26 protein-coding genes and 2 pseudogenes are annotated in these 25,014 nt (G+C 71.1%); 10 read left to right on the top strand and 18 right to left on the bottom strand.

Going from position 1 to position 25,014, the window contains the following annotated elements:
- Entirely contained in the window at nucleotides 1–1,008 is a 1,008-nt protein-coding gene (locus tag EER30_RS32025) for a cation diffusion facilitator family transporter (RefSeq protein WP_127504382.1), read from the bottom strand.
- Between the two features lie 188 nt (nucleotides 1,009–1,196).
- On the opposite strand from EER30_RS32025, the gene allB reads away from it, so the two are divergent.
- From allB to EER30_RS32040, 3 genes are read left to right on the top strand one after another with little or no spacing between them, the layout of a single operon-like run.
- On the top strand, nucleotides 1,197–2,513 hold the full coding sequence (gene allB, locus EER30_RS32030) for an allantoinase AllB (protein WP_127504383.1): 1,317 nt from the start codon (nucleotides 1,197–1,199) through the stop codon (nucleotides 2,511–2,513).
- Nucleotides 2,513–3,505 (top strand): allantoicase, encoded by a 993-nt coding sequence (gene alc / locus EER30_RS32035; RefSeq protein ID WP_127504384.1) that lies wholly within the window; start codon nucleotides 2,513–2,515, stop codon nucleotides 3,503–3,505. Before allB ends, alc begins: the two co-directional genes overlap by 1 nt.
- The gene (locus tag EER30_RS32040; RefSeq protein ID WP_127504385.1) at nucleotides 3,505–3,831 is read left to right on the top strand and encodes a TfoX/Sxy family protein; all 327 of its coding nucleotides are present in this window, start codon (nucleotides 3,505–3,507) and stop codon (nucleotides 3,829–3,831) included. Before alc ends, EER30_RS32040 begins: the two co-directional genes overlap by 1 nt.
- 27 nt (nucleotides 3,832–3,858) lie before the next feature.
- Here EER30_RS32040 and EER30_RS32045 read toward each other — a convergent pair whose 3' ends face one another.
- Nucleotides 3,859–4,920, bottom strand: a complete 1,062-nt coding sequence (locus EER30_RS32045; protein ID WP_127504386.1) for a hypothetical protein — start codon at nucleotides 4,918–4,920, stop codon at nucleotides 3,859–3,861.
- Between the two features lie 87 nt (nucleotides 4,921–5,007).
- Here EER30_RS32045 and EER30_RS48950 point away from each other — a divergent pair, with 87 nt between their 5' ends.
- The 4 genes from EER30_RS48950 (at nucleotide 5,008) to EER30_RS32065 (ending at nucleotide 10,561) form a co-directional block, all read left to right on the top strand.
- Complete coding sequence (locus EER30_RS48950; protein WP_127504387.1) at nucleotides 5,008–6,318, top strand: phosphotransferase; 1,311 nt, start codon at nucleotides 5,008–5,010, stop codon at nucleotides 6,316–6,318.
- 132 nt (nucleotides 6,319–6,450) lie between these two features.
- Nucleotides 6,451–7,647 carry an aminopeptidase gene (locus EER30_RS32055; protein ID WP_127504388.1) on the top strand — a complete coding sequence of 399 codons (1,197 nt, stop codon included), beginning with the start codon at nucleotides 6,451–6,453 and terminating at the stop codon, nucleotides 7,645–7,647.
- Complete coding sequence (locus EER30_RS32060) at nucleotides 7,647–8,501, top strand: NAD-dependent epimerase/dehydratase family protein (RefSeq protein WP_127504389.1); 855 nt, start codon at nucleotides 7,647–7,649, stop codon at nucleotides 8,499–8,501. The genes EER30_RS32055 and EER30_RS32060 overlap by 1 nt, the downstream gene beginning before the upstream one ends.
- 482 nt (nucleotides 8,502–8,983) lie before the next feature.
- Nucleotides 8,984–10,561: a phospholipase D family protein gene (locus tag EER30_RS32065; RefSeq protein WP_164842546.1), complete on the top strand. Its 1,578-nt coding sequence runs from the start codon at nucleotides 8,984–8,986 to the stop codon at nucleotides 10,559–10,561.
- Here EER30_RS32065 and EER30_RS32070 read toward each other — a convergent pair whose 3' ends face one another.
- The 7 genes from EER30_RS32070 to EER30_RS32100 form a co-directional block, all read right to left on the bottom strand.
- Nucleotides 10,562–11,089 carry a DUF6817 domain-containing protein gene (locus tag EER30_RS32070; RefSeq protein WP_127504391.1) on the bottom strand — a complete coding sequence of 176 codons (528 nt, stop codon included), beginning with the start codon at nucleotides 11,087–11,089 and terminating at the stop codon, nucleotides 10,562–10,564.
- Nucleotides 11,086–12,156, bottom strand: a complete 1,071-nt coding sequence (locus EER30_RS32075; protein WP_127504392.1) for a protein-L-isoaspartate O-methyltransferase family protein — start codon at nucleotides 12,154–12,156, stop codon at nucleotides 11,086–11,088. The genes EER30_RS32070 and EER30_RS32075 overlap by 4 nt, the downstream gene beginning before the upstream one ends.
- Nucleotides 12,157–12,178: 22 nt before the next feature.
- The gene (locus EER30_RS32080) at nucleotides 12,179–12,445 is read right to left on the bottom strand and encodes a hypothetical protein (protein ID WP_127504393.1); all 267 of its coding nucleotides are present in this window, start codon (nucleotides 12,443–12,445) and stop codon (nucleotides 12,179–12,181) included.
- Nucleotides 12,445–13,017: a TetR/AcrR family transcriptional regulator gene (locus tag EER30_RS32085; RefSeq protein ID WP_127504394.1), complete on the bottom strand. Its 573-nt coding sequence runs from the start codon at nucleotides 13,015–13,017 to the stop codon at nucleotides 12,445–12,447. Before EER30_RS32085 ends, EER30_RS32080 begins: the two co-directional genes overlap by 1 nt.
- A gap of 95 nt (nucleotides 13,018–13,112) precedes the next feature.
- A complete protein-coding gene (locus tag EER30_RS32090; RefSeq protein ID WP_127504395.1) occupies nucleotides 13,113–14,084 on the bottom strand; it encodes a pirin family protein in 972 nt (323 codons plus the stop codon).
- Nucleotides 14,085–14,243: 159 nt separating this feature from the next.
- Nucleotides 14,244–14,684, bottom strand: coding sequence for a MarR family winged helix-turn-helix transcriptional regulator (locus tag EER30_RS32095; RefSeq protein WP_127504396.1), 441 nt, complete (start codon nucleotides 14,682–14,684; stop codon nucleotides 14,244–14,246).
- A 223-nt stretch (nucleotides 14,685–14,907) separates the two neighbouring features.
- On the bottom strand, nucleotides 14,908–15,765 hold the full coding sequence (locus EER30_RS32100) for an NAD-dependent epimerase/dehydratase family protein (RefSeq protein WP_127504397.1): 858 nt from the start codon (nucleotides 15,763–15,765) through the stop codon (nucleotides 14,908–14,910).
- Nucleotides 15,766–15,837: 72 nt separating this feature from the next.
- Here EER30_RS32100 and EER30_RS32105 point away from each other — a divergent pair, with 72 nt between their 5' ends.
- Nucleotides 15,838–16,230 (top strand): hypothetical protein, encoded by a 393-nt coding sequence (locus EER30_RS32105; RefSeq protein ID WP_127504398.1) that lies wholly within the window; start codon nucleotides 15,838–15,840, stop codon nucleotides 16,228–16,230.
- Here EER30_RS32105 and EER30_RS50050 read toward each other — a convergent pair.
- The 6 genes and pseudogenes from EER30_RS50050 to EER30_RS32130 all read right to left on the bottom strand — a co-directional run.
- A pseudogene (locus tag EER30_RS50050) lies at nucleotides 16,227–16,454 on the bottom strand (Clp protease N-terminal domain-containing protein); the annotation flags it as partial. The gene EER30_RS32105 and the pseudogene EER30_RS50050 sit on opposite strands and share 4 nt — an antisense overlap.
- Before the next feature lie 198 nt (nucleotides 16,455–16,652).
- Nucleotides 16,653–16,838, bottom strand: a pseudogene (locus EER30_RS48960) (Clp protease N-terminal domain-containing protein); the annotation flags it as partial.
- A 1-nt stretch (nucleotide 16,839) separates the two neighbouring features.
- Nucleotides 16,840–17,076, bottom strand: coding sequence for a helix-turn-helix domain-containing protein (locus EER30_RS32115; protein ID WP_127504400.1), 237 nt, complete (start codon nucleotides 17,074–17,076; stop codon nucleotides 16,840–16,842).
- 92 nt (nucleotides 17,077–17,168) lie between these two features.
- Nucleotides 17,169–17,363 (bottom strand): DUF3072 domain-containing protein, encoded by a 195-nt coding sequence (locus EER30_RS32120; protein WP_127504401.1) that lies wholly within the window; start codon nucleotides 17,361–17,363, stop codon nucleotides 17,169–17,171.
- Nucleotides 17,364–17,404: 41 nt separating this feature from the next.
- Nucleotides 17,405–18,175, bottom strand: a complete 771-nt coding sequence (locus EER30_RS32125) for a VOC family protein (RefSeq protein WP_127504402.1) — start codon at nucleotides 18,173–18,175, stop codon at nucleotides 17,405–17,407.
- Between the two features lie 185 nt (nucleotides 18,176–18,360).
- On the bottom strand, nucleotides 18,361–20,514 hold the full coding sequence (locus EER30_RS32130; RefSeq protein ID WP_127504403.1) for an ATP-binding SpoIIE family protein phosphatase: 2,154 nt from the start codon (nucleotides 20,512–20,514) through the stop codon (nucleotides 18,361–18,363).
- 526 nt (nucleotides 20,515–21,040) lie between these two features.
- On the opposite strand from EER30_RS32130, the gene EER30_RS32135 reads away from it, so the two are divergent.
- Nucleotides 21,041–21,877 (top strand): mechanosensitive ion channel family protein, encoded by an 837-nt coding sequence (locus tag EER30_RS32135; protein ID WP_127504404.1) that lies wholly within the window; start codon nucleotides 21,041–21,043, stop codon nucleotides 21,875–21,877.
- Here EER30_RS32135 and uppS read toward each other — a convergent pair.
- The 3 genes from uppS to EER30_RS32150 are packed head-to-tail and all read right to left on the bottom strand — an operon-like array spanning nucleotide 21,874 to nucleotide 23,604.
- Nucleotides 21,874–22,656 carry a polyprenyl diphosphate synthase gene (gene uppS / locus EER30_RS32140; RefSeq protein ID WP_127504405.1) on the bottom strand — a complete coding sequence of 261 codons (783 nt, stop codon included), beginning with the start codon at nucleotides 22,654–22,656 and terminating at the stop codon, nucleotides 21,874–21,876. The genes EER30_RS32135 and uppS overlap by 4 nt on opposite strands.
- Nucleotides 22,657–22,709: 53 nt before the next feature.
- On the bottom strand, nucleotides 22,710–23,162 hold the full coding sequence (locus tag EER30_RS32145) for a hypothetical protein (protein ID WP_127504406.1): 453 nt from the start codon (nucleotides 23,160–23,162) through the stop codon (nucleotides 22,710–22,712).
- A 1-nt stretch (nucleotide 23,163) separates the two neighbouring features.
- Nucleotides 23,164–23,604 (bottom strand): AAA family ATPase, encoded by a 441-nt coding sequence (locus EER30_RS32150; RefSeq protein WP_127504407.1) that lies wholly within the window; start codon nucleotides 23,602–23,604, stop codon nucleotides 23,164–23,166.
- 146 nt (nucleotides 23,605–23,750) lie between these two features.
- Between EER30_RS32150 and EER30_RS32155 the strand changes: the two genes are divergently transcribed.
- Nucleotides 23,751–25,014 (top strand): FAD-dependent monooxygenase (locus EER30_RS32155; protein WP_127504408.1); only part of this gene is annotated, 1,264 nt, incomplete at its 3' end.

A 25,014-nucleotide genomic window follows, 5' to 3' on the forward strand; every position in this document is an offset into this window, starting at 1 on the left:
TCAGTGGGCGTGGGCGCGGCGGTGATGCGAGAGCGTCACGTGGTGGCTGTCGCCCGGGTAGGTCGCCGGGTCCACGTGCACGGTGGCGGTGGCCAGGTGAGCGATGCTGTGGGTCAGCTGGTGCTCCGCGTCCGCGGCGATCTCGTGGGCGGCCAGCAGGGAGAGGTCGGCGGCGACCACGACGGTGGCCTCGGCGTGCAGGCGGTGGCCGATCCAGCGCAACCGCAGCGCGGGCACCTCCTGGATGCCCGCGATCGCCCTGAGCGCCAGCTCGGCCCGGTCGACCAGCGCAGGGTCGACCCTGTCCATCAGGCGGCGGTAGATCTGGCGGGCGGCGTCGGCCAGCACGAAGACGATCGCGACGGTGATGGCCAGGCCCACCACGGCGTCGGCCCACGGCAGGCCGAGCAGCGACCCGCCGGCGGCCACGACCACGGCCAGGGAGGCGAAGCCGTCGGTGCGGGCGTGCAGACCGTCGGCGACCAGGGCGGCCGAGCCGATGCGGCGCCCGACGCTCATGCGGTAGCGCGCGACGAGCTCATTGCCCGCGAAACCGATCACGCCGGCGGCCAGCACCCAGCCGGCGTGCTGCATCGGGCGGGGGTCCAGCAGGCGGTCGAACGCGGTCCAGCCGGCGGCGACGGCCGAGGCGGCGATGACCAGCACGATCACGATGCCGGCCAGGTCTTCGGCACGACCGAAACCATAGGTGTACGCCCGGGTGGCGGCTCGCCGTCCGAGAATGAAAGCCACCCCCAGCGGTACGGCGGTGAGGGCGTCGGCGATGTTGTGCAGGGTGTCGCCGAGCAGCGCCGCCGAACCCGAGAAGGCCACGACCACGGCTTGCAGGGCGGCCGTGACACCCAGGGCCAGCAGCGAGAACCACAACGCGCGCAACCCGGCGGCCGAGCCCTCGAGCGCGGGGTCGACCTTGTCGGCCGTGTCGTGCGAGTGCGGGGTGACGGCGTGGCGGAGGCGGGACCCGAGGCCGTGCCGGTGCTGATCCATGCGCCCACCGTAGGACGGGGACTAGGCATGCGACAATGCCGCAAGAGCCAAGGAGCGGCAACTGCCAACGTGCGGCCTGCCTGCAGCCGCGCACCAGAGCATCGCCGTCCTCGATGGATTGCTCGGCGGCCGGTGCCGCCGGACCCGAGCAGCGAATTTCTGTCGCACCGGAGGGCTAGGGTCGGCACATGGTCGAGTTGGTGCTGAGGTCGAGGCGGGTGGTCGTCGGGGGTGGCGAGCGGGCGGCCGCCGTGGCGATCGACGGCGGCCTGATCGTCGCGGTGGGCGGCTACGACGACGTCTTCGACACCGCCTGCGACACCGACCTGGGTGGCACGGCGCTGCTGCCGGGCCTGGTCGACACCCACGTGCACGTCAACGAGCCGGGGCGTACGGAGTGGGAGGGCTTCGCGTCGGCGACCCGAGCGGCGGCGGCCGGCGGCGTCACGGCGATAGTCGACATGCCGCTCAACAGCCTGCCGCCGACCGTCGACGTCGAGGCGCTGCGCGTCAAACAGCGCGCCGCCGCCGGTCAGACCCACGTCGACGTGGGCTTCTGGGGCGGCGCGATCCCGGGCAACGACGGCGAGCTGGCCGGGCTGCACGCGGCGGGTGTCTTCGGCTTCAAGGCGTTCCTGGCCGACTCGGGCGTGCCCGAGTTCCCGCCCGTGTCGGGGGCCGAGCTGCGCCGGGCGATCGCCGCGGTCGACGGCGCCCAGTTCGTGGTCCACGCCGAAGACCCCAGCCATCTGGGCGATTTGTCGGCCTCGTCGACCTACGCTGACTTCCTCGCGTCCCGTCCCGCCGAGGCCGAGCACGCGGCGGTCGCCACCGCCGTCGACGCCGCCCGGGCCACCGGCGGCCGGGTGCACATCCTGCACCTCTCCGCCGCCTCCGCCCTCCCGCTGATCGCCGCGGCCCGGGCCGAGGGTCTGCGCGTCACCGCCGAGACCTGCCCCCACTATCTGACGCTCGACGCCGGTCACGTCCCCGAGGGCGCGACCGAGTTCAAGTGCTGTCCGCCGATCCGTGACGCGGTCAACGCCGACGCGCTCTGGCAGGCGCTCGCCGACGGGCTGATCACCTGTGTCGTCAGCGACCACTCGCCCTGCACGCCCGAGCTCAAGCGCCGCGACACCGGCGACTTCGCGGCGGCGTGGGGCGGCATCGCGTCGGTGCAACTGGGTCTGCCGGTGATCTGGACGGCGGCGCAGTCCCGCGGCTACACGCTGGCCGACGTGGCCGACTGGATGGCCCGCCGCCCCGCCGACCTGGTGGGTCTGCGCGGCAAGGGCCGCATCGAGGTGGGCGCCGACGCCGACCTGGTCGCCTTCGACGCCGAGGACTCGTTCGTCGTCGACCCGGCCCGGCTGCACCACCGACACCCGGTGACGCCCTACGCGGGCCGCAAGCTGACCGGCATCGTCCGCACGACCTGGCTGCGCGGCCACGCCGTCACCGGCGAGACGGCCCGCGGACGGTTCCTGACCCGGGAGGACGCCTGATGGAAGAGTTCGCCACCCTGCCCGACCTGGCCTCCCGCGCGCTCGGCGGCGGCGTCGTCCACGCCGACGACGAATTCTTCGCCGCCGCTGACCACCTCGTGCTCCCAGCCCCGCCGGTCTTCGCGCCGCGCACCTTCGACCACAAGGGCCAGGTGTACGACGGCTGGGAGACCCGCCGCCGCCGAGAGCCCGGTTCCGACGCGGCCGTCGTTCGGCTCGGTGCTCCCGGCGTCATCCGGGGCGTCGACATCGACACCGCGTTCTTCACCGGCAACTTCCCGCCCCACGCCGCGGTCGACGGGCTGGCCGTCGACGGCTATCCCACCCCGGCCGAGCTGCTCGCCGCCGAGTGGACCCCGCTCGTGCCTCGATCGCCGCTGGCCGGCGACAGCCGCAACCTGTTCGCGGTGGCCTCCACGCGCCGCTTCACCCACGTACGCCTGACGATCTTTCCCGACGGGGGAGTGGCCCGGCTCCGCGTCCACGGCACGGCCGTGCCCGACCCGCGCCTGCTCCCCGAGATCTTCGACGTGGCCGCCCTGGCCCACGGCGCGCGCATCACCGGGTGCAGCAACATGTTCTACGGCCACCCCGAGAACATGCTCATGCCCGGCCTCGCGCAACACATGGGCGACGGCTGGGAGACGTCGCGCCGCCGCGACGACGCCAACGACTGGGTGACCGTGCGCCTGGCCGCGCCCGCCGAGCTGGCTCTGGCCGACCTCGACACGACCCATTTCAAAGGCAACGCGCCCGGCTGGGCCACGCTGCGCGGCAGTGACGACGGGCGGGAGTGGTTCGACATCCTGCCCCGCGTGGCCCTGCGCCCCGACACGCCGCACCGCTTCCCGGTGAACCCCGGCCGCACCGCCACCCACGTGCGGCTCGACATCTTCCCCGACGGCGGCATGGCCCGCCTGCGCCTGCACGGCCGGCCCGCCCTGGGCTTCCTCGGCGAGCAGTTCCGCCGGCACACCGAGGGGGAGAGCTGATGGCCTACGACGAAGCCCTGGCCGAGCGGCTGCGTGATCGGCTGCGGGACGACCCGGCCGTGACCGAGCGCAAGATGTTCGGGGGCCTGGCGTTCTTCACCAACGGCAACATGACGGTGGGCGTCTCCCGCGACGAGCTGATCGTGCGACTCGGCCCCGCGGCGATCGAGGCGGCCCTGACCCGGCCCGGCGTACGCCCGTTCGAGTCCGGCGGGCGCTCGATGCGCGGCTGGATCCTCGTGGCCGGCGAGCATCTCGACGACCCTGAGCTCGACGGCTGGCTCGCCGACGCCACCGACCACGTGCGCGACATGCCCGCGAAGTAGGCGGATTGCAATCGGGTCTGGTGGCGGTCAGGCTGCGGGGGCCACTCGGGTGGCCCAGCCGGCGGCCTCGTCGGCGGGGAGGATGCGGTTGAGGACGATCTCAGGGCGCATCAGGGGATAGGCGCGGCCGAGGTTCCAGCTTCGCTCGTAGGGCGGCGGGTCAAGCACGATCACGCGGTGGTCGCCGAGCAGGGGGATGTCCGCGGGGCGGCTCTCGTTCCAGATCGTCTCGCCCTGCGCGTCGGCCAGGTAGAAGCGGCCGTGGATGCCGCCCTCGGGCATCAGCTCGCCGTCGGTTGCCGAGGCCACCCACGCCGCCTCGGGCGGCTCGCCCGGCAGCAGACCGCGCGCTTCGTCGCCGATCAGGGTCGCGGCCAGCAGCGTGTGAAGCTGGAAGTTGTCGCTCACCCCGCTGATCGTCAGGTCGAACGCCCGGTTCGTCGGGCGGTGCAGCACCAGCAGCGGTTCGTCGTCGAGCACCTCGAGCAGCCCGAACAGCCAGGCCGCGTCCTCGGCGTGCGGGGTCATCGCGGCCGCGGCGGCGGTCAACCGTTCGCGGTCGGGCAGCGCCTGACGAGCCACCTTCTGCTGAAGGGGCAGCAGCAGGCTCGGGATCCAGTCGTTGACCGTGAACCATGCCTGCGTGATCTCGCCGGCCTCCTCGACGCTGAGCCCGGACCCGGGCGCCGCCCGCACCACACGCTCGCGCAAGTCGCGGTATTCGTCGGCCGACGTCGGAGCGGCCACCTTGTCGCCCAGCTTTTCGGCGAGCACGCCGAACTGCGCGGCCAGCTCGAGCCCGGTCGAGAGCCGTTCGACCAGCACGGGCAGCACCGGCAGCGGGTCGGCGCCCTGCTCGATCAGTCCCGCGACGAGCGTGGCCAGCAGGCCGCCGTTGCCGAGCGCGACCTGTTCGAGCGCCGGGATCAGCGGGGGCAGGGCGGCGCTGAGCTCTTCCCGGTCGGCGTCGGACAGACGCTCCACAATGGCGCGATAGGTCTTGGTCGAAGCCTTCGAGTCGAGCCGGATCACGGCGTCGGCGAGGCTCGTGCAAAGGTCGGGCAGGGTGATCGCGGAGCGTCCGAACATTCGCGCATCGTAGTGAAGCCCTGCCAGACCCCACCAGACCGGGAAATCCCGCGATCAGCGGGCCGACTTGGATTACGGTCTGCGGTCATGACGAGAACGGTGACGTTGGTGCTGGTTAGCCCCGCGGGTGAACTGCTCGGCGAGACGGAACCGTTCGAGGCCGAGGTGCCCTGGTGGCAGGAGGTCGCCGATTTCGGTCCGGGCCTGCAGGTGCTGCGCCTGCTGCACGCGGAGCGCCCGGCCCCGCCAGGCGGCCACGTCACCTATCTCGCCGAAGTCACCGATGAAGCCGTAAATATACGAAAAGTCGGTCAGCGAACCGGGGGTGCAGACGGCCGGGGAGCCGGGTCGCACGCGGTGGGGCTTGAGGGGCTTGGGGCGGCGCATCCGGGGCGGGCTGGGTACGCGATGGGGCTTGGGGCGGCGCATCCGGGGCGGGCTGGGTACGCGATGGGGCTCGGGGTGACGCATCCGCGGCGGGCGGCGTACGCGGAGGTCGGTGGGCCTTCGGCCTCGGTTGCGTGGGCTCTGGGGATCCTGCGTGGGGCGACCGCCCGGCAGCGTCGTACGTGGAACTTGTCGGCCATCTGGCGGCTGGATGACCGAAGCGGGACGCCGGTTGCCTGGCTCAAGCAGGTGCCGGAATTCTTCGCACATGAGGCGTACGCGTTGCGGATGGTGGGAGCGGTTGCGCCGGGGCTCGTACCGGAGTTGATCGCTGCGGGGGAGCATGGGCGGATGTTGCTGGCCCACGCGGCCGGTGAGGATCGTTATGGCGCGGGAGCCGAGTTGTGTGCCGAGATCGCCCGAGCGTTTCATCCGATTCAGGCGCATTTCGCCGTCGAGCAGGAACCGTTGCGGGGCATTCCCGATGCGCGTCTGCAAAGGACGCTCACCGACTATGTCAGCGTGGCCGAGCCGCACTACGACGTGATCCCGGGACTGCGGGAGCTGATCGAGGGTCTGCCTCGGCGCTTTGAGGCGATCGCCGGGTGTGGGTTGCCGGACACGTTGGTGCACGGCGATCTGCATCCGGGGAACGTCCGGACCGACGACCGCGGGAAGCTCACGATCATGGATTGGGGCGATTGCAGCTTCGGCAATCCCGCGCTCGACATCCTGCGGCTCACCGACGGCGCGACCGGCGGGGGTGACGAGAACGGTGCCGGGGTGCCCGGCCGTGACCGGCTTCTGGTCGAGTGGGCCGAGCGCTGGCAGCAGACCGTCCCCGGTTCCGATCCGCTGCGGGCCGTCGAGCTGATGCGACCGTTGGCCGCGTTGCGCGGGGCGCTCATCTACGCCACGTTCCTGCAGAACATCGAGCCCACCGAATGGCCCTACCATGCCGCCGATGTGCCCGAGCGCCTCGCGGCCGCCGTCGCCCTGGCCGGGGAGTAAGGGCGGCTACTACGGAGGGAAAGGTTGACAGGTGGGAAAGGGGCGCGGAAGCCGGAGAAGACGAGCGCGCTCAGAGGCCGGAGTCGACGCGTGGGGCGGCCGCCGGGCGGGGTTTGATTTACCCTGCGAGGCATGGCGCTGATCCAGCGGTTCGCTGAGCTCGTCGTCCGGGCCGGCATCAATGTGCAGCCGGGGCAAGGGGTGGTGTTGCACACCGACACCGCCCATCTCGAGATCGCGCGGGCGATCACCCGGGCCGCCTACGAGGCCGGCGCCGCGTGGGTCGAACCGCTGTGGAGCGACGGCCCGATGCGGCGGGCCGCGGTCGAGAACGCGACTGTCGAGCAGCTTTCCGCCGTACGCCCGTGGGCTCTGAGCCGCATCGAGCAGTGGCGTGACGAGGGCGCCGCCTGGATCCGGCTGCTGGGCGAACCCGATCCGCATCTGCTCGACGGGCTCGATCCGGCCAAGGTCGCCGCCGGTCCGGCCGCCGAGACGCAGGCCATGCGCCGGGCCGTGTTCGACGGGCTGCGCTGGACCGTCGTCGGCGCCCCCAATCCGGGGTGGGCACGCGAGGTCTTCGGCGAGCCCGACGTCGACCGGTTGTGGAAGGCCGTCGGCACCGCGATGCGGCTCGACCTCGACGATCCGGTCGAGGCCTGGCGGGAGCGGGCCGCCGTGCTGGCCGAGCGGGGCCGGCTTCTCGACGCGCTCGACCTGAGCGAGCTGCGCTATGTCGGCGACGGCACCGATCTGACGGTGGGTCTGCTGCCGCGCAGCCGGTGGACGGGCGGCGGTCTGGTCGACCGGGACGGCTTCGCCTACCTGCCGAACATCCCGACCGAGGAGGTCTTCACCAGCCCCGACCGTGATCAGGCCGACGGCGTCCTGCGCGTCACCCGTCCGGTCGTGATCGGGGGCCGGGTGGTGACAGGCTTGCGCGTACGCCTCACCGGCGGCCTGATCACCGAGGTGTCGGCCGACGAGGGCGCGGACGTCGTACGGGCGCATCTCGACACCGACGAGGGAGCGCGGCGCCTGGGCGAGGTCGCGCTGGTCGACCGGGACAGCCGGATCGCGCGCACCGGCGTCGTCTTCCACAACATGCTGTTCGACGAGAACGCGGCGTGCCATGTCGCGTGGGGCCAGAGCTTCCCGTTCGCGGTCGCGGGCGGCACCGAGAAGACCGAGCAGCAGCGCGCCGACCTGGGCCTGAACATGTCGAGTGTGCACACCGACGTCGTCGTCGGCGGCGAAGGTCTCACGGTCAGCGGAAGGGGCCCGCGCGGTACGGTCACGATCATCCGTGACGACGAGTGGGTTCTGTGATGCGCGTTCTGGTCCTGGGCGGCACCGGCTTCGTCGGCCGCACGATCACGTCGATGCTCCACCGCCCGACCCTGTTCAACCGGGGAAGAGACAGCGAGTTGTTCCCCGGCGTCGAGCGGCGGCGCGGTGATCGCGAGACGGGTGATTACGCGTCGCTGGCCACCGGCGAGTGGGACGCGGTCGTCGACGTCACCGCCTACTTCCCGTGGCAGGTCCGGCAGACGATGGACGTGCTCGGCGACCGGGTGGGCCGCTACCTGTTCATCTCGAGCCACGCGGTCTTCGAGGGCGGCGGCACCCGGCTGCGGCCGGCGATCACCGACGCCGGTCAACCGCTGACCGACGAGACGTACGGTCCCTCCAAAGTGGCCTGCGAGCAGGAGATCTTCACGCGGTACGGGGACCGGGCCACCACCGTGCGCCTGGTCAAGGTGGCCGGGCCGCACGACAACCAGCGCGGGCTGACCCATTGGGCCCGCCACGCGGCCCGGGGCGGCCGGTTCGAACTGCCCGGCGACCCGGCCCAGCCGACCCAGCTCGTGGACGTGCGCGACGTGGCCCGGCTCGTGGTGCGGCTGCTCGCGGAGGATCGCGGCGGCGCGTTCACGGCGGCGGGCCCGGCGACCGACCTGGCCGGGCTCATGAAGGTCTGCGCGGCCGTGGCCGGCACCGAGGTCGAGATCGTCCCCGTGCCGCCGACCGGGAAACGATTCCCGCTGATCAAGCCGCGTGAGTTGTGGGAGACCCAGAACCGGACGCCGGCCGCCGAGCAGACCGTCACGCCGCTCGAGGTGACCGTGCGCGACGTGCTGGCGTGGGACCACGAACGCGGCGAGCCTCCCCTTCCGGAGTGACCGGGGCTTCGCTGCCGGCGAACGCCGCGGGGCGGTGAGAAACGGTCACTCGGGGAAGCATCGCCCTATGGCCGTTTATGACGCGATCGCGGACTGGTACGAGCATGAGTTCCTGCCGAACGCCGAGATCCCGCCGGGCGACCCCATCGGCGTCCGGCGGCAACTCGGCGAGCTCCTGGGAACGGGCAGCGGCCCCTGCCTCGAGGTGGGCTGCGGCACCGGCGTGCACGCAGCCCAGCTTCGCGACCTGGGGTGGGGACGTGGGCCTGACGTTGAACGGCTTCACCGAGGGTGGCCGCCCCGTACCGACAACACTGGCCCTGCGAGCGATCAAACCATGAAGAGCATCGCTCCGGCGCCCAGCAGGACGAGCAACAGCATGGCGATGAGCAGGCCACGGTCGGTAGCGGTGTCGATCTCGGGCGTGGTGGGTATCGGTTCAGTGCTCACGGTCTGACTCCTCCGAAACGCTCTTGAAGGGAGTGCCGATGCCGGACTGGTTCCTCAGTACGCAGGAGCGTGGCAACCCCGACTCCTCCATACCCGCATGGAGCACCGGAAACGCGGCCGAACCGCTTATTCACGGCAAAACATATTTTGACCGGTTGGTGACCGAGGTGGAAAGTCTCCGCGAGGGTGACCACCTGTTCTTCACCGACTGGCGCGGCGATCCCGACGAGCTGATGCGCGACGGCGGCCCGACGATCGCCGAGCTGTTCTCGGCCGCGGCCAAGCGCGGGGTGCTCGTCAAGGGCCTGCTCTGGCGCTCGCATCTCGACAAGCTCGCCTACAGCGAGGAGGAGAACCGCAACCTCAGCGAGGACATCCGCGCGGCCGGTGGCGAGGTCCTTCTCGATCAACGCGTACGCCGTGGTGGTTCGCACCACCAGAAGCTCGTCGTCCTGCGTCATCCGGGCCGCCCCGAGCTCGACGTCGCGTTCGCGGGCGGCATCGACCTGTGTCACAGCCGCCGGGACGACGAGAAGCACCTCGGTGATCGGCAGGCGGTCGCGATGGCCAAGGCGTACGGGGATCATCCGCCCTGGCACGACGTTCAGCTCGCGTTGAAGGGCCCGGTCGTGGGCGCTCTCGACCTGACCTTCCGCGAACGGTGGAACGAGCCGGACGACCTCGATCAGCACGGCCCGATCTCGACGCTGACCGACAAGCTCCAGCACGCCGACATGAGCGCCGACAAGCTGCCGCCGCAGCCGCCCGACCCCCCGGAGTGCGGTCCGCTCGCCGTCCAGGTGCTGCGGACGTACGCATCGATGCGCCCGAAATATGACTTCGCGCGCAACGGCGAGCAGAGCATCGCTCGCGGCTACACGAAAGCCATCAAACGGGCGCGGCGCCTCATCTACATCGAGGACCAGTACCTGTGGTCGGCCGAGGTGGCCCGCCTGTTCGCCGACGCGCTGCGGGCCAACCCCGACCTGCACCTGATCGCGGTGATCCCGCGTCACCCCGACGTCGACGGCGCGCTCGCCCTGCCCCCGAACCAGATCGGCCGCGAACTGGCCATCTCGATCTGCACGAAGGCCGCGCCCGACCGCGTGCACATATACGACCTGGAGAACGAGGCAGGCACCCCGATCTACGTGCACGCCAAGATCTGCGTGATCGACGACGTCTGGTGCAGCGTGGGCAGCGACAACTTCAACCGTCGATCGTGGACGCACGACAGCGAGCTCTCCAGCGCGATCCTCGACGACACGCCCGACGAGCGCGCGCCCCGCGACCCGGCCGGGCTGGGCGACGGCGCCCGCCGCTTCCCACGGGAACTGCGGCTCTCGCTGATCCGGGAGCACCTCTGCCGCGACGACGACAAGGACCTCATCGACCCGGCCGACGTCGTCGGCGAGATGAACGACGCCGCCGACCGCCTCGCCGAATGGCACGAATACGGCAAGGTCGGCCCGCGCCCGCCGGGCCGGTTGAGGAAGCACTCGCCGGAGAAGCTGCCCTGGTACCAGCGCTTGTGGGCGATCCCGGCCTACCGGCTCGCCTACGACCCCGACGGTCGTTCATGGCGCGACCGCTGGCACAACCGCTGGTGATCAAAGACCGAGGGTTCGGCGGCAGTCGGCCATGACCGACGGTGAGGCGAGCGGCTCCCACGTCGGGAAGACCGACCGGAAGTAGTCGCCCGCCTTCGCTGCGATCTCGGCCGACCGCTCGAACACGTCCAGCTCGTTGACGATGCTCAGGTCGGCGAAGGCGCGCAGCTCGGCCGGTGTCGGTGACTCCGCGTTGCCGGTGAAGCGGCACCGGATCGTCTGCGTGCTCGGCAACGCCCGCCACGTACGGTCACGGTCGCACCCGCCGTACCGATAGACCATCGCCTCGGCCTTCACCCCGATCAACGCCCGCAACTCGGCCCGATCGGTCACGTCGAGCAGCACCACGTGAAAACCGTCGGTCCCGTACGCCGCGTGCGTGAGCCCGGCCAACTGCTCGTCCTCACCGAGCCCGTGACCGGCCAGCCGCTCGCGAACCCGGCCCAGATGCTCGTACAGCGACCCGCCCGCGTGCGGAACCGACTCCGCGCCCCGCGCCCGCAACCAGGCGCTGACCTCGTCAATCATCCGAGCTCCCAGACCCGTGGCAACAGAATCGGCGCGTACGGGTCCCCGCCCTCGCCCAGCCCGACCCGCCAGGCCTGCATCGGCGGCCGACCCGCGTCGAGCCATCGGTCGATGATCGCGTCAGCGTCGGCGGCGTAGGCCTCGGCTTCCGCACCCCCGGCCAGCACCGAGCCGTCGGACAGGATGATCGCGCCCCCGGTGCCGTCGTCGTCGAGCAGCATCAGGCAGCTCTGCTCGCGGCGCGGCACGGCGGCATGCGTCGCCCGCCGATGCCACACCCCGGCCGCGTACCAGAGATCGCGATAGATGAGCGGCGCGAGCGGCGGATCAAAACGGCTTTCCCTGTACGGGTTCAGCGCGCGCAACGCCTTGGGCGCGACCGGCGGCGGGAACGGTCGGGCGGCGGTCAGCGGTCCGGCCGCAGTCATGAAACCGGACGGGCTGACCACGCGCGCGTCCAGATCTTTCGTGACCCTCAGGACGGGATGGGTGCCGGCGTGCTCGACGGGTGCCACGATCACGCCGCCGTGCGTCAACTGGTCGAGCCAGCGCGGCGAGATGCCGGCCACGCCGACGGTGACGATGACACGATCGACGCGTACGCCCGGAAACCCCTCGTAACCGTCGCCGACCTCGACCCGTACGCCCTCGATCTCTGCTCGGGCGAGCGCGGAACGAGCCCGGTCGGCCACGTCCTTCTGCACGTCGATGCTGATGACCGACGCGCCGAGCGACGCGAGAAGGGCGGCGTTGTAGCCGGTGCCCGCGCCGATCTCGAGAATCCGCTGGCCCGGGCGCACGTCGAGCGCCCCGATCATGAGAGCCATCAGCGACGGCTGGCTCGACGAACTGATCGGCACCCGCCCGTCCAACTTGGTGACCAGCACGTCGTCCTGATAGACGAGTTCGAGGAAGTCGGGGTCGGCGGGCTCGGCCCACGTGCCGTCGCGCCGCTGGAACCCGTCGGGCACGAAGAGCTCGCGCGGCACCGAGGCGAACGCGGCGGCCAGCCCCGGCGAGAGGGCGACGCCCCCGTGCCGGATCCGCTCGACGAAGCCCGCCCGCATCCCCCCACCTTAGGACCGTTGTTCAGACCTCGTTGCCTCGCTTCTGGCGCACCGGCACGGTCGACGGCGGCAGCCACGCGTCCCGCGTCACCACGTGGATCACGGTCGAGTACGTCTTCTCGTCGCCGACACGCAGTTCGGGATTGCGCGGTGCCCCGGCGTAGGGGCCCGTGTCGGCGTACGACACCGCCCCGGCGACGCCGCCCAGCCGCTTGAAACGCCGTCGCAGCCACTGGATGAACCCGGACTGGTGACCGGACAGCCATTCGTCGTCGGCCTCGGTGCGCATCAAGCCTCCCTCATCAGCGCGGCCAGCGCCCCGGCCGCGATCGTCGCCACGTCTTCGCTGTCGTCCCGGGCGTGCCGCAGCATCAGCCCGCCACCGAGGGCGCCCCAGGCCGCGACCAGGTGGGGCACGGGCATCGCCGGCCGCAGCCCGAGCCGCTCACAACACTCGGCGAGCGCCGCCGTGAGCTCGCCGTCGAACCGGGCCTGCTCGTTCTTTCCCGCCCCGGCCGCCAGCGCCTCGGCGGACACGACAGCCCACCTGGTCACGTCCGGGTCGCTGATCGCCACGCTCGGGTTGAGCACCGCGAGTACGTCGTCCCGGCTGGTGGCCTCGCCGAGAGCGTGGCGCAGCGCGCCGAGCACGGCCTCGATCTGTGTGCGCACCAGCGCGTCCCACAGCCCGTCCTTGCCGCCGAAGTGCTTGTAGACCGCGCCGCGCGTGTAGCCCGCCTCGGCCGCCACCTCTTCGAGGGTCGCCGCGAGAAACCCCCGCCGCAGGAACACGACACGGCCCGCCGCGAGCAGCCGCTCATGCGTCAGCTCCTGAGCCTGCACCCGAGTCAGCCGCTCCACGCCCGTCCCTTCAGAAACGCTCTGTATCTGGAAACGAAGCGTAACCCAAAAATGCCCGCCCCGGAGAACCGGGACGGGCATCAGGGCGTACGGAATCAGTCGGTGTGCGGCAGGCGCTCAGCCGGGATGACGCCCAAGCGGCCCTTCTGGTAGTCCTCGAAGGCCTGCTTCAGCTCGGCCTGAGTGTTCATGACGAACGGGCCGTAGTGGGCGACCGGCTCGCGGATCGGGCGGCCACCCATGATGAACAACTCCATCGCCGCGATGTTCGAGTCCTGCGACTCGTTCGCGGTGACCTGCAGGGCGTCACCCTTGCCGTGGGCGGCGAGCTGGCCGATCTGGATCGGGCGCTGCTCGGCGCCGACCGTGCCGCGGCCGGCCAGCACGTAGACCAGAGCGTTGTAGTCGGCCTGCCAGGGCAGGTCGAGCCGGGCGCCGGGCTGCAGAGTGACGTGGGCCAGGTTGATCGGGGTGTGCGTCGAGCCGGGACCGGCATGACCCGCGATCTCGCCCGCGATGACCCGGATCAGGCTGCCGCCGTCGGGGGTGGTCAGCAGGGCCGCCTCACGGCCGCGGATGTCCTGGTACTTCGGGGTGATCATCTTGGCCACGCGGGGCAGGTTGACCCAGAGCTGCAGGCCGTGGAAGAGGCCGCCGCTGGTCACCAGGTGCTCGGGCGGGGCCTCGATGTGCAGGATGCCCTGGCCGGCCGTCATCCACTGGGTGTCACCGTTCGCGATCGAGCCGCCGCTGCCCAGCGAGTCCTGGTGGTCCATGATCCCGTCGATCATGTAGGTCACCGTCTCGAAGCCGCGGTGGGGGTGCCATGGGGTCCCCTTCGGTTCGCCTGGGGCGTAGTCGACCTCGCCCATCTGGTCGAGGTGGATGAACGGGTCGAGCTCGTTCATCGGCACACCGGCGAACGCGCGGCGGACCGGGAAGCCCTCGCCCTCGTAGCCGCTCGGCGCGGTCGTCAGGCGGCGGACCGGGCGGTAGCTGGTGGTGCCGGGGTCGAGCCGGGGAAGCCGGGGCAGGACCAGGACGTCGTCCACGGTAATGGCGGGCATGTCATGCCTTCCTTCTTCTGCGCGAACAGCTTCAACGGTACGGAAATGCTAACTCTTTCAAATCTTAAATAATAGGGTGACGCCTCCCACGTCGGGGGCGCCGTCGTTCGGATAGCGGGGATCGGCGCATATCGGCGTCTTGAGACGCGGGCTTGCGGGTCAGGACTTGCGGACCTTGCCGAACACGCGGCCGATCGTGGCCAGCTCGTCGGGGTCGAGGCGGTCGATGAAGCTGTCGCGGACGGTGATGAGGTGCAGCGGGGCGGCGGATTCGAGCGCGGCCAGCCCCTCGTCGGTCAGCACGGCCTCCTGGCCGCGGCCGTCTTCCGGACAGGGCTGCTTGCGCACCAGGCCGCGCTTGACCATCGAGCTGATCTGGTAGGTGATGCGGCTGGGCGAGAACACCAGCCGATTTGCCAATTCACCCATGCGCAGCCGATGCTCCGGAGCCTCGGACAACACCACCATGACGTGGTAATCATTCATGCTGAGGCCGGTCTGCGCGCGAAGCTCGTCCTCAAGATGGGTGTGCAAGGCCCAGGAGCTCTCGATGAAGGTGCGCCAGGCGCTCTGTTCGCGCTCGCTCAGCGGATCGGCCATGGAGGAAACTTAACTCCTTCAGATTTGAAATAACAAGTGTTATCGCTCACGATCGACGGTCAGGAGCCGGTTGTCAGTACGACGGTGCCGGCCGGCGACGACGACCGTCCTCGGTGCCTCGGTGCCTCGGTGCCTCGGTGCCTCGGTGCCTCGGTGCCTCGGTGCCTCGGTGCCTCGGTGCCTCGGTGCCTCGGTGCTGCTCGCCGCCCTGATCGCGGCGGAATCACGGAGCCGCGCGAGAGGCGATCGGGAAGATGTGTTCGGCGGTGAAGCCCAGCAGGTCGCGGGCGGGTCCAAGATCGATCGGCACGGTACGGCCGGGGAACGCGGGACGGGGCACGCCGGGATGGAACCTGTCGAGGAGCCACTCGGTGGGCCGCGGCGACAGCGTCTCGGGGGCGGCGACGTAGAGCACGTGGCTGCCCGGCGCGGCGGGTCGCAGTGCCGCGACCAGGGCCCGGGCCGCGTCGCGGACGTCCAGGTAGCTCCAGACGTCGGCGGCGCCTCGGCCGGGTTCGGCGGCCCACAGCTCGGCGATCGGGCCCAGCCGGTCGCCGGGCGCGCCCACGAAGGGCAGGCGCAGCGCGACCACGGTCGTACCGTACCGGCGGTTGACCATGTCGGCCGTGGCCTCGTCGGCGCGCTTCGAGAGAGCGTACGGGTCGGTGATCTGCAACGGCAGCGCCGCGTCGATCGGCAGGTAGGGCAGGCGCAGCGGGACGCGGGCGAACGGCAGGCCACCGATCGCGTAGCTGCTGGCGATCGCGACATTGTGGATGCCGCGCCGGCCGGCCTGGTCGAGGACGACGAAGGTGGCCCGGGTGTTGCGGGCGAAGATCTCCTCGTCCGGATCGAGGCCGGGGCGGGGGATCGCGGCCAGGTGAATGACCGCGTCGGTGCCGTCCACGGCGTCCGCGACGAGGCGCGGGTCGCCGGCGTCGCCGATCAGGGTGCGGTCGGCTCGCACGTCGGCGGGTTCGAGGATGAGGGCGGTCGTGGTGATGCCGGTGGCGGCGAGGAGGTCGAGGACGGCTGAGCCGATCAGGCCGGCGGCCCCGGTGACGAGGACGTGAGCAGGCATGAGCCGGAACTTACTCGCAAGTTCGCTTATCATCGGCCCCCTGGGTCTCGGCCGGGCCGGTGGGAGCAGCGCATGGCGTACCGGGTGGAGTACAGGGGTGAGGACTTCGGCGTCGCCACCCTCGACATGGCGCTCGACCGCGCCCGCAACGCGATACTGGGCGACATCGGCAGCCTGGACGGCTGGGCGGTCGAGCACGACGAATCCGTCAACGACTGGTTCGTGCAGGGTGTCCGCAATGGACGGAGAATCGGCGCGACCGCGGTCGTCTCGGGTCCGCGGCCCGGTGTCGTCGAGGAGTGGGAACGCCGGGTCGTCTTCCTCGGCGACACCCCGGCCGAGGCCTTCGCGATGGCCGCCGAGTGGCTGCGCCGCCGGCCCGACATCACCGCGCTGGGGGACGTCGGCTGGCATCGCACCGCCGACGGCCACCAGCTCAGGGTCTATTTCCGGGGCCAGTTCTAGGCTGCCGTACGGGTCACCGACTCCTCCATGTCGTCGCGCACCCGGTTCAGGTCGACGCCGCGGTCGGTGAGGATCAGCGCGGCCAGCCCCTGCCCCTCGCGCACCAGGCCCAGCATGATGTGTTCGGGCGCGATGAACTTCTGCTTGAGCCGGATCGCCTCGCGCAGCGACAGCTCGAGCACCTTCTTGTTGCGGTTGGTGAACGGAATGTGCCCGCTGCCGGCGACGAGCTTGCCGAAGAGCCCGCGCTTCTTCTGCGGCGGCCGCGGCAGGCGCAGCGCCCCGGCCCCGAAGTTCGCCTCGATCGCTTCGCGCACCGCGGCCAGGTCGATGCCGATCGCTTTGAGGGCTGCCGCGTCCTCGGCGTCGGCGTCGCTGAGGACGGGGCCGTCGTCGGTGCGGCCGCCGATGCGCCGCAGGACGTCGTCGCGCACGATGTCGTGGTCGACGTCGTAGGCCCGCAGCGAGCGGGCGACCGGGCCCTCGGGGTCGGCCAGCAGGGCGAGCAGGATGTGCTCGGTGCCGATGTGGTTGTGGTGCAGGTCCCTGGCCTCGGCCTGGGCCGTGGTGACGACGGTGCGCGCGTCGGCCGTGAATCGCTCGAACATCTCAGTCCTCCCGTGGGTCCTGCGCGGGCATGAGGCGCGCATGCTTCTTGTGTACGCCCTGGCGAGTCACCTCGAGCGCGTCGGCGATCTCTTGCCAGGACCAGCCCTTGCGGCGCGCGTTGGCCACCTGCAGGTGTTCCAGGCCCTCGAGCAGGCGGCGCAGGGCCACGACGGCGCGCAGGCCGACCCGCGGATCAGCGCTGCCGGCCGCCGCGGCGAGATCGGTTGCTTCGGTCATGCTGTCAACTTACGTTGACGCTACGGGAATCGTCAACCCGAGTTGACAGTGACGGCAAAAAAAGAAGACCGACCCGAAGGCCGGCCCTCTCGTCACCGGCCGCGGCCGGTCTTTTCCTGCAATTCGTCGATCTTGCGGGACGCGTCGGCCTTGGTCAGGTCGTCCGGCACGTCCTCGTGCGCCTCGGTAGCCAGGGTCTGAAGGTAGGACTCCTGGGCTCCGGTCGCCGGCTCGTCACCGGTCGTCCAGTCCGACGGGTCCTTCTCGGCGTTCGTCCGGTCGGTCATCGCTCACTCCTCCGGCGAGAGTTGTTCGAACGCCTGTTCCCTTACCCGCCGTAGGTCAACTCCATGCCGATGATGTCGTTGTAGGCCACGTTCAGCTCGACCTTGCGCTCCACCGGGGAGGTGACCGCGAACGGCGAGCCCTGCGGGTCGACCATCTCGACGTAGCTGCCCAGGCCCATCTCGACCGGGCCGGCCACGACCCGGCCGCCGAGCCCGGCGCACCGGTCGATCGTCTCGGTCGTCTCGGCCACCTGGAACGACGGCTGCCAGCGCACGTCGTAACGCCCGGCGATCAGGCCCGCCACCGAGTCGTGCGCCTCGCTGAGCCACTCGCGGCTGCCGAACTCGTCGGTCAGCGTCCAGCCGAAGACACCGCCGTAGAACGCCGTGGCGGCGGAGATGTCGCTGGTCAGCAGGTCGGACCACTCCATGGTGCCCGGCTCGCCGCGCAACTGGGCACCGCCGAACCCGGCGGCCTGCCACAGGCCGAAGACCGCGCCGGACGAGTCGGACACGATCGCCGTGCGAGCGCCCTGTCGTTCCTCGACCCGGGTGATCTGCCGTCCGTAGGCCCGGGTGACCGCCTGGGTGGTCTCCTCGAGTTCGGGCGCGGCCAGGTAGGTCAGCCAGCCCTGGCTCTCACCGGGCTGGGCCCGGCGGATGCCGGCCACCGCTCGGCCGCCGAGCACGAATCGATCACCCTCGACCTGCCAACCGAAGAGACCGGCGTAGAAACCCGCCGCGTCGTCCGGGTGGGAAGTCGTCAGCTCAACCCAGCAGGGGGTCGATGGCGCAAAGCCTCTGATCCGCATAATCCGCTCCAACGTGGACGTCCCCGAATGGCGATGACTCTACAAGGATCTATACGCGCTGTCACTACCCTGGGGTTCAATGTCCGCTTTGGAGGGGCTTGTCGCTACCTTAAGTAACTGCCTGTAGGTCATCTGTCACACGAGCGTTAACGACCCTCGGCTGGGAGCGGTTCCAGCCATGGCTGTCAATCCCTGCGGTCGTTCGCGATCAGGATTTCGAACCAGACGGTGGTGCCCCGCACTGTCGGATCGGTGCCCCAGGAGTCGCTCAGCTCCTCGATGAGACCGAGCCCGCGGCCGCGGCTGCTCATCGTGTCGGCATGCGCCCTGATCACACTGCCGCGGGTGCCGGTGTCGGCCACCGAGACCAGCAGCCGCTCGGCGTTCAGATCGATGTGCACCTGTGCGGGCGTGCCCGCGTGCAGAAGGGCGTTGGTGGTCAGCTCGCTGGTGCACAGGATGGCCGCGCCGATCACCGGGTCGGGCACCGACCACTCCCGCAGACGGGCCGACATCCATTGCCGTACGCGGCTCGGGCCCGTCGGTTCGGCCGCGACCAGCATCGTCGCGGAACGGCTCATCGCCACCGCGCGCTCCACCGCCAGCACCGCGACGTCGTCGTCGGTCGTGCCCGCGACCGCGGAGGTCGCGAGCGAACACAGGTTGCGTGGATCGCCGCTGGTCGCCGACGCGGTCGCGGCCACCAGCGCGTCGAGCCCCTCGGTGAGGGCGTGGCCCCGGCGCTCGACGACACCGTCGCTGAACATCAGGATCGTGTCGCCCGGCTCGAGCCGCACCAGGCCGGTCTGCCAGCGTCCGCCCAGCCCCAGCGGAGCGCCCGGCGGCACCTTGACCAGCTCGGCCGTCGGCGGCCCGCCGCCCTGCCCGGCCCGGCGCAGCACCGGCGGCGGATGCCCGGCGCTGGCCAGCGTGATCGTCCCGTCGGCCGGGTCGAGCACCCCGTAGACGACGGTCACGAAGATCTCCTCGTTGCGCGACTCGGCGCCCAGCGACCCGACCAGCCGGTCGAGCCCGGCCAGCACGCTCGGCGGGGCCGGATCGGTCAGCGCCATCGCCCGCAGCGCCGCCCGCACCTGGCCCATCACCGCCGCCGCTCGTACGTCGTGGCCGGCCACGTCGCCCAGCACCATGGCCAGCCGACCGTCGAGCAGGCGAAACGCGTCGTAGAAGTCACCGCCGGCCGCGTTGCCGTCGACGCCCACGTCGTAGCGGGCGGCGATGCGGAACGTCTCGAGCTCGGGCAGATGCTCGGGCAGCATGCTGCGCTGCAGCAACTGGGCCGTGCCGTGCTGGGCCTCGAACCGGCGGGCCCGCTCGGCCGCCTGCGCGACCAGCCGGCCGGCCGCGTCGAGCAAGGCCCGCTCGGCCGGCAGCCACGTGTGCGGAACGCGGTAGCCCATCGTGAGCGCGCCGGTCAGCGACGGCGTGCGCAGCGGCAGCGCGGCCAGCGCCCGGATGCGGCGCTCATGACGGTCAGAGGCCACGTGCCGCAAAGGCTCGCCGTCGGGCACGAACGACGGGCGGCCGGTCTGCGCGGCGGCGACCAGGGGAGAGCGCTGGTCGTTGGGCAGCCGCTTCCACACCGGGGGCAGGCGCTCGTCGGCCTCGTCGAGCATCTCGCCGCGGATGCGACGGACGTAGCGGTAGGCGCCGCCGTCGTCGACCGCGAACGCGCAGTGGTCGACATCGAACGAGGTCATCGCGTAGCCCAGCACGACCCGGGCCACGTCGTCGACGGTGAGCGCGCCGGCCAGCCGCGAGGTCAGCTCGCCCAGGCTCTGCAGGCGACGGGTCACCTGGGTCGTCTCGGCCGCGATGGTCAGCACGCCGGCGATCGCGCCGTCGACGTCACGCACCACGGAGTGGCCGCGAGTGAAGAACGCCTGCTCGGGGCGGCCGCTCGGGCCTCGTACGACGGTCAGTGGGGTCTCGGCCTCGAGGAAGGGCCGGCCGGTGCGGAAGACCTCGTCGACCACGCCACCGAGCCCGTGCGACTGCCACAGATCGCCGAAGACCTCGGCGGCGGGACGGCCCAGCGCGGCGGGGTGCAGGGCGCCGAGCAGGTCGGCGTACGCCTCGTTGTAGATCAACAGGAAGGCGGGGCCGTGACCGTAGGCCATCGGCATCGGGGCCGAGAGAACCAGCTCGACGGTCGCGGCGACGGCCTGGTCCCACTGGTTGCGGGGGCCGAGGCCGGTGGCGCCCCAATCGCGGTCGCGCACCAGGTCGGAGCAGCTCGGGCGGCCCGGCGCGGCGGCCGCGGCCTGCGCAGGCAAGGCGGGCATTACTGAGGGGCTCACCCCACCCGTCCCGGCCATGCCAAAAAGAGTATCCCGACTCCGCCGTTCGGACGATGCCGCACCGGCCAACCGTCCGATTCTTGACGGTACGACCCTCTGATCCCACTCGTGCGTTACGTCGGCAATCTGACTCTGAGTAGTTTCTGTGCCGCACTCGTTGGTGCTTCTAGCCCTTTGTCGTTACTTAGAGTGCTGTCATGACCGACGATCGCCGCCGCGCCCGGCTCTCTCGTCGCCCGATGTGCGCCCGAGTCCCGCCGTCGCCGTAACCCCCAATCAACCGCAGCCGCCGCCGGCTCGTGTCGGCTCCGCCGGTGTGCCGTCGTCAGCGGCCGATCCCGTGCGCCCCAGCCCCACCGCTCGGCGCTGATGCGGTCGCCGATCCCGTCCGCACTTCGTCGCCGCTCCGAGCTGATTGCCCCGTTGGTTCCGTCGTGTGACAAGTGTTGCTCTTGGCCGCCGAAGGGCGTTTTAAGTCGTTGCGTCCTAAGGTCACCAAAAGGCCGGCGATCCGCGCCGGCCGACCGGGAGCAGGGAGCACACGATGACCGGGGACGGGCTGGGCCTCAGCGACATGTGGCGATCGGTGCTGGTGGCCGTGCCGACCGCGCTGGCCTTCGTGGCGATTCTGCTGATCGGCTATCTGGTCGCGCGGCTTCTGCGTACGGCGGTGACGCGCGGGTTGCACAAGGCTGGCCTCGACCGTACGGCGGCCGCCCGCATGCTCGGCCGGGGCACCGCCAGCGGACTCGCCGGGAAACTCGCGTTCTACGGCGTGCTGCTGCTCGCGCTGCAACTCGCGTTCGGGCTCTGGGGCCCCAACCCGGTCAGCGCCCTGCTCACCGACCTGCTCGGCTGGTTGCCGCGGCTGTTCGTGGCGATCGTCCTGATCGTGGTCGCCGCCGCCGTCGGCCGGGCGGCACGCGACCTCGTCGTGAACGTGCTCGGCGAACTCCCGTACGCCCGGATTCTCGCCCGCTCGGTCTCGGTCGTCATCGTGGCCGTCGGCGTCGTCGCGGCCTTCGACCAGGTGGGCGTGGCCACCGCGGTGACGCGCCCGCTGCTGATCGCCGTGCTGGCCACGATCGCGGGCGTGGTGATCGTCGGTGTGGGCGGCGGACTGATCCGGCCCATGCAGCAGCGCTGGGAAACCGTGCTCGACCGCGCGGGCGCGGAATCGGCCGTCCTCCGCGAGCACGCCCGCGCCTACGCCGCCCGCCCGCGCCCGGCCGGCGAGAACGACGAGACCCAGGTGATCCGCGCGCCGCGCCAGACCGTCGGCGACACCACGATCATCAACCCGGGTGCGAACGACACCATCGTGATCGGCAGCGGCACCGAGGACGCCGAGAGCACCCAGGTCATCCGGCCCGCCGATTAGGCGCCGAACCGCCGGCTGCGGGCCGTGTAGGAGCGCAGCGCCCGCAGGAAGTCGACCTTGCGGAAGCCCGGCCAGTAGACGTCGCAGAAGTGCAGCTCGGAGTAGGCGGCCTGCCACAGCAGGAAGCCGGACATGCGATGCTCGCCGCTCGTGCGGATGACCAGGTCGGGGTCGGGCTGCCCGCTGGTGTAGAGGTGCGCGGCGATCTGCTCGGGCGTCAGCCGCTGGGCGAGGTCGTCGATGCTGTGGCCGGCGCGCGAGCCCGCCTCGAGAAGGGACCGGATCGCGTCGGTGATCTCCTCCCGGCCGTCGTACCCGATGGCGATGGTCACGTGGAAGTCGGCGCCGTTGCCCCGGGTCGCCTCCTCGGCCAGTTTCAGCGCGTGCCGGGTGGTGTCGGGCAGCACGTCCAGCCGTCCCGCGAGGTGCACCTGCCAGATGCTGGTCGGGCGGGCCAGCCGCGCGGCGACGACCTCCTCGATCATCCGCATCAGGTTGCCGACCTCGACCGAGTCGCGCTTGCGTACGTTGTCGACCGACGCCACGAACGTGGTGACGTGCCGGATGTCCATCTCGGCGCACCACCGCAGCACCTCGTCGAGATGCTCGGCGCCGTAGCGGTGACCGATCCGGGTGTCCTCGAAGCCCTCCTGCCGGGCCCAGCGCCGGTTGCCGTCCATGACGATCGCGACGTGCCGCGGCAGGCTCTTACCGGCGAGCCGCCCGGCCAGGCGCCGCGCGTAGATCGAGTAGGCGACGCCCTTCAACGACTTCCACATGCGCGCCATCGAACCACCGACGCCCGCGCGCACGACTCAACCGCACAACATCCTCACGAAACGCGCACAGAACGGCTCCATGGCGGTTCGAAACGCCGTACGTAGTCCCGCGCGCGGGGGATCGGATCCCGCCAGAATTGTTCCGGCCGACGATGAATATGCGCCGTACAGAACTCCTCGAGACCGACGGTGACAGTGCGCCGCCCGATCGCCCCGCCCTCGAACTCGGCATTGACCGCCAGGAGATCCTCCTCGCTGTTCCAGCCCGACGCGTCGAACGCCCATCGGCCCCACGTGGCGTACACGTGAAGGGGGTGCTGCTCGTCAGGCTTGACCATCGCCGCCAGGATGATCGACCTGTTCGGATAGGCGTCCCGGCAGGCCCACGCGAGAATGTGGCACGCCCCCGCGGAGAAGAAGGCCTGATCGCTTCGCTCCCACGAGACTCGCTGGTCGGCGCGCTCGATCGGGGTCCGGCGGAAGGTTCCCGCGGCGATGGCGGGCACCCTATGTTCCCAGTCGCTCGACGATGTCGGCCAGTTCTTCGAGAGTCAGTCGTGCGTCCAGTTCCACAGTGGCGCCCCGGCGCAGGAGCGGTTCGACCTCGACGACGTAACGCGTGATCTCGGCCTGATCAAGAGGCGATTTCCCGTACGGGTTCCCGCCGCGCTCCCGCACCCGGCGGAGAATGACGTCGAGCGGCGCGCTGAGCAGAACCACGTGATCGAACCGGTCGTAGAAGAGCCCCTGGTTCGCGACCGTCCCGGAAACGACCACATCGGAGTGCCCGGCCAGCAGGGCGGCCATGCGAGGCTCGTCCCACGTGCCGTCCGGGCAGGTCCAGCCGTCGTAGTCGGTGTCGACCACGTGGTGGCCCCGGCGCGACAGCTCAGCCAGCAGCGAGCTCTTCCCCGTGCCGGACATCCCGGTTACCAGAACGCGAGTCATAGGTTCTCAGTATCCGGGCCTTGGTCTGGCCGCCCGGCATGAAAGAGCGGGGAACGTCGTCCCTGCCACTACCAACATATAGCTCTACAGAGCTCTTGCGGCAAGGGCCGGGGCAGGGCGCAGAATCGCCGGCCAGGGGGAATCGGATGACTGACGTGATCATTGCCGGGGGCGGGCCGACGGGCATGATGCTGGCGGCCGAGCTGCGGCTGCACGACGTGGATGTCGTCGTGGTCGAGAAAGATCCAGAGCCGCCACCCTTCGTACGGTCTCTGGGGTTGCACGCCCGCAGCATCGAGATCATGGATCAGCGGGGGCTGCTCGAACGCTTCCTCGAACACGGGACACGGCACCCGGTCGGGGGCTACTTCGCGGGGATCGACAAGCCGGCGCCGCTCCTGGACAGCGCGCACCACTACGTGCTGGGCATCAAGCAGACCGTCACCGACCGGCTGCTGACCGAGCACGCGGCCGAGCTGGGCGCGGACATCCGGCGCGGCCGCGAACTGGCGGGGATCAGCCAGGACGACGACGGGGTGGAGGTCGCGCTGGCCGACGGAGCGCGGCTGCGCGCGCCCTGGCTCGTGGGGTGCGACGGTGGGCGCAGCACGGTGCGCAAGCTGCTCGGGATCGGCTTTCCGGGGGAGCCGGCCCGGGTCGAGATGTTGCTGGGCGAGATGGAGGTGACCGCCGCGCCGCCGACGATCACGGCGATCATGGCTGACGTACGGCAGACCGAGAAACGGTTCGGGCTCGGGCCGGTGGGGGACGGCGTCTACCGGGTGCTGGTGCCGGCGGCGGGGGTGGCTCCGGATCGGGCTGTGCCGCCGACGCTCGAGGACTTCCAGGCGCGGCTGCGGGCGGTGGCGGGTACGGATTTCGGGGTGCACTCGCCGCGCTGGCTGTCACGGTTCGGGGACGCCAGCCGGCTGGCCTCGCGCTATCGCAGCGGCCGGGCGTTGCTGGCCGGGGACGCCGCGCACGTCCATCCGCCTACCGGTGGGCAGGGGCTGAACCTCGGGGTGCAGGACGCGTTCAACCTCGGCTGGAAGCTGGCGGCCGAGATCAACGGCTGGGCGCCGGAGGGTCTGCTCGACACGTACGAGGCCGAGCGCCGGCCGGTCGCCGACGACGTCCTGAACAACACCCGCGCCCAGATGGAGCTGCTGTCGACCGAGCCCGGGCCCCTCGCCGTGCGCCGGCTGCTGGCCGAGCTGATGGACTTCGACGAGGTCAACCGCTATCTGATCGAGAAGATCACGGCGATCGGGGTGCGCTACGACTTCGGCGCGGGCGCGGGCGCGGGCGCGGGCGCGGGCGCGGGCGCGGGCGCGGGCGCGGGTGCGGGCGCGGGTGCGGGCGCGGGTGCGGGCGCGGGTGCGGGCGCGGGTGCGGGCGCGGGTGCGGGCG

This window comes from Actinoplanes solisilvae, from assembly GCF_003999975.1.
In the GTDB taxonomy this organism is placed as follows: Bacteria; Actinomycetota; Actinomycetes; order Mycobacteriales; family Micromonosporaceae; genus Actinoplanes; species Actinoplanes solisilvae.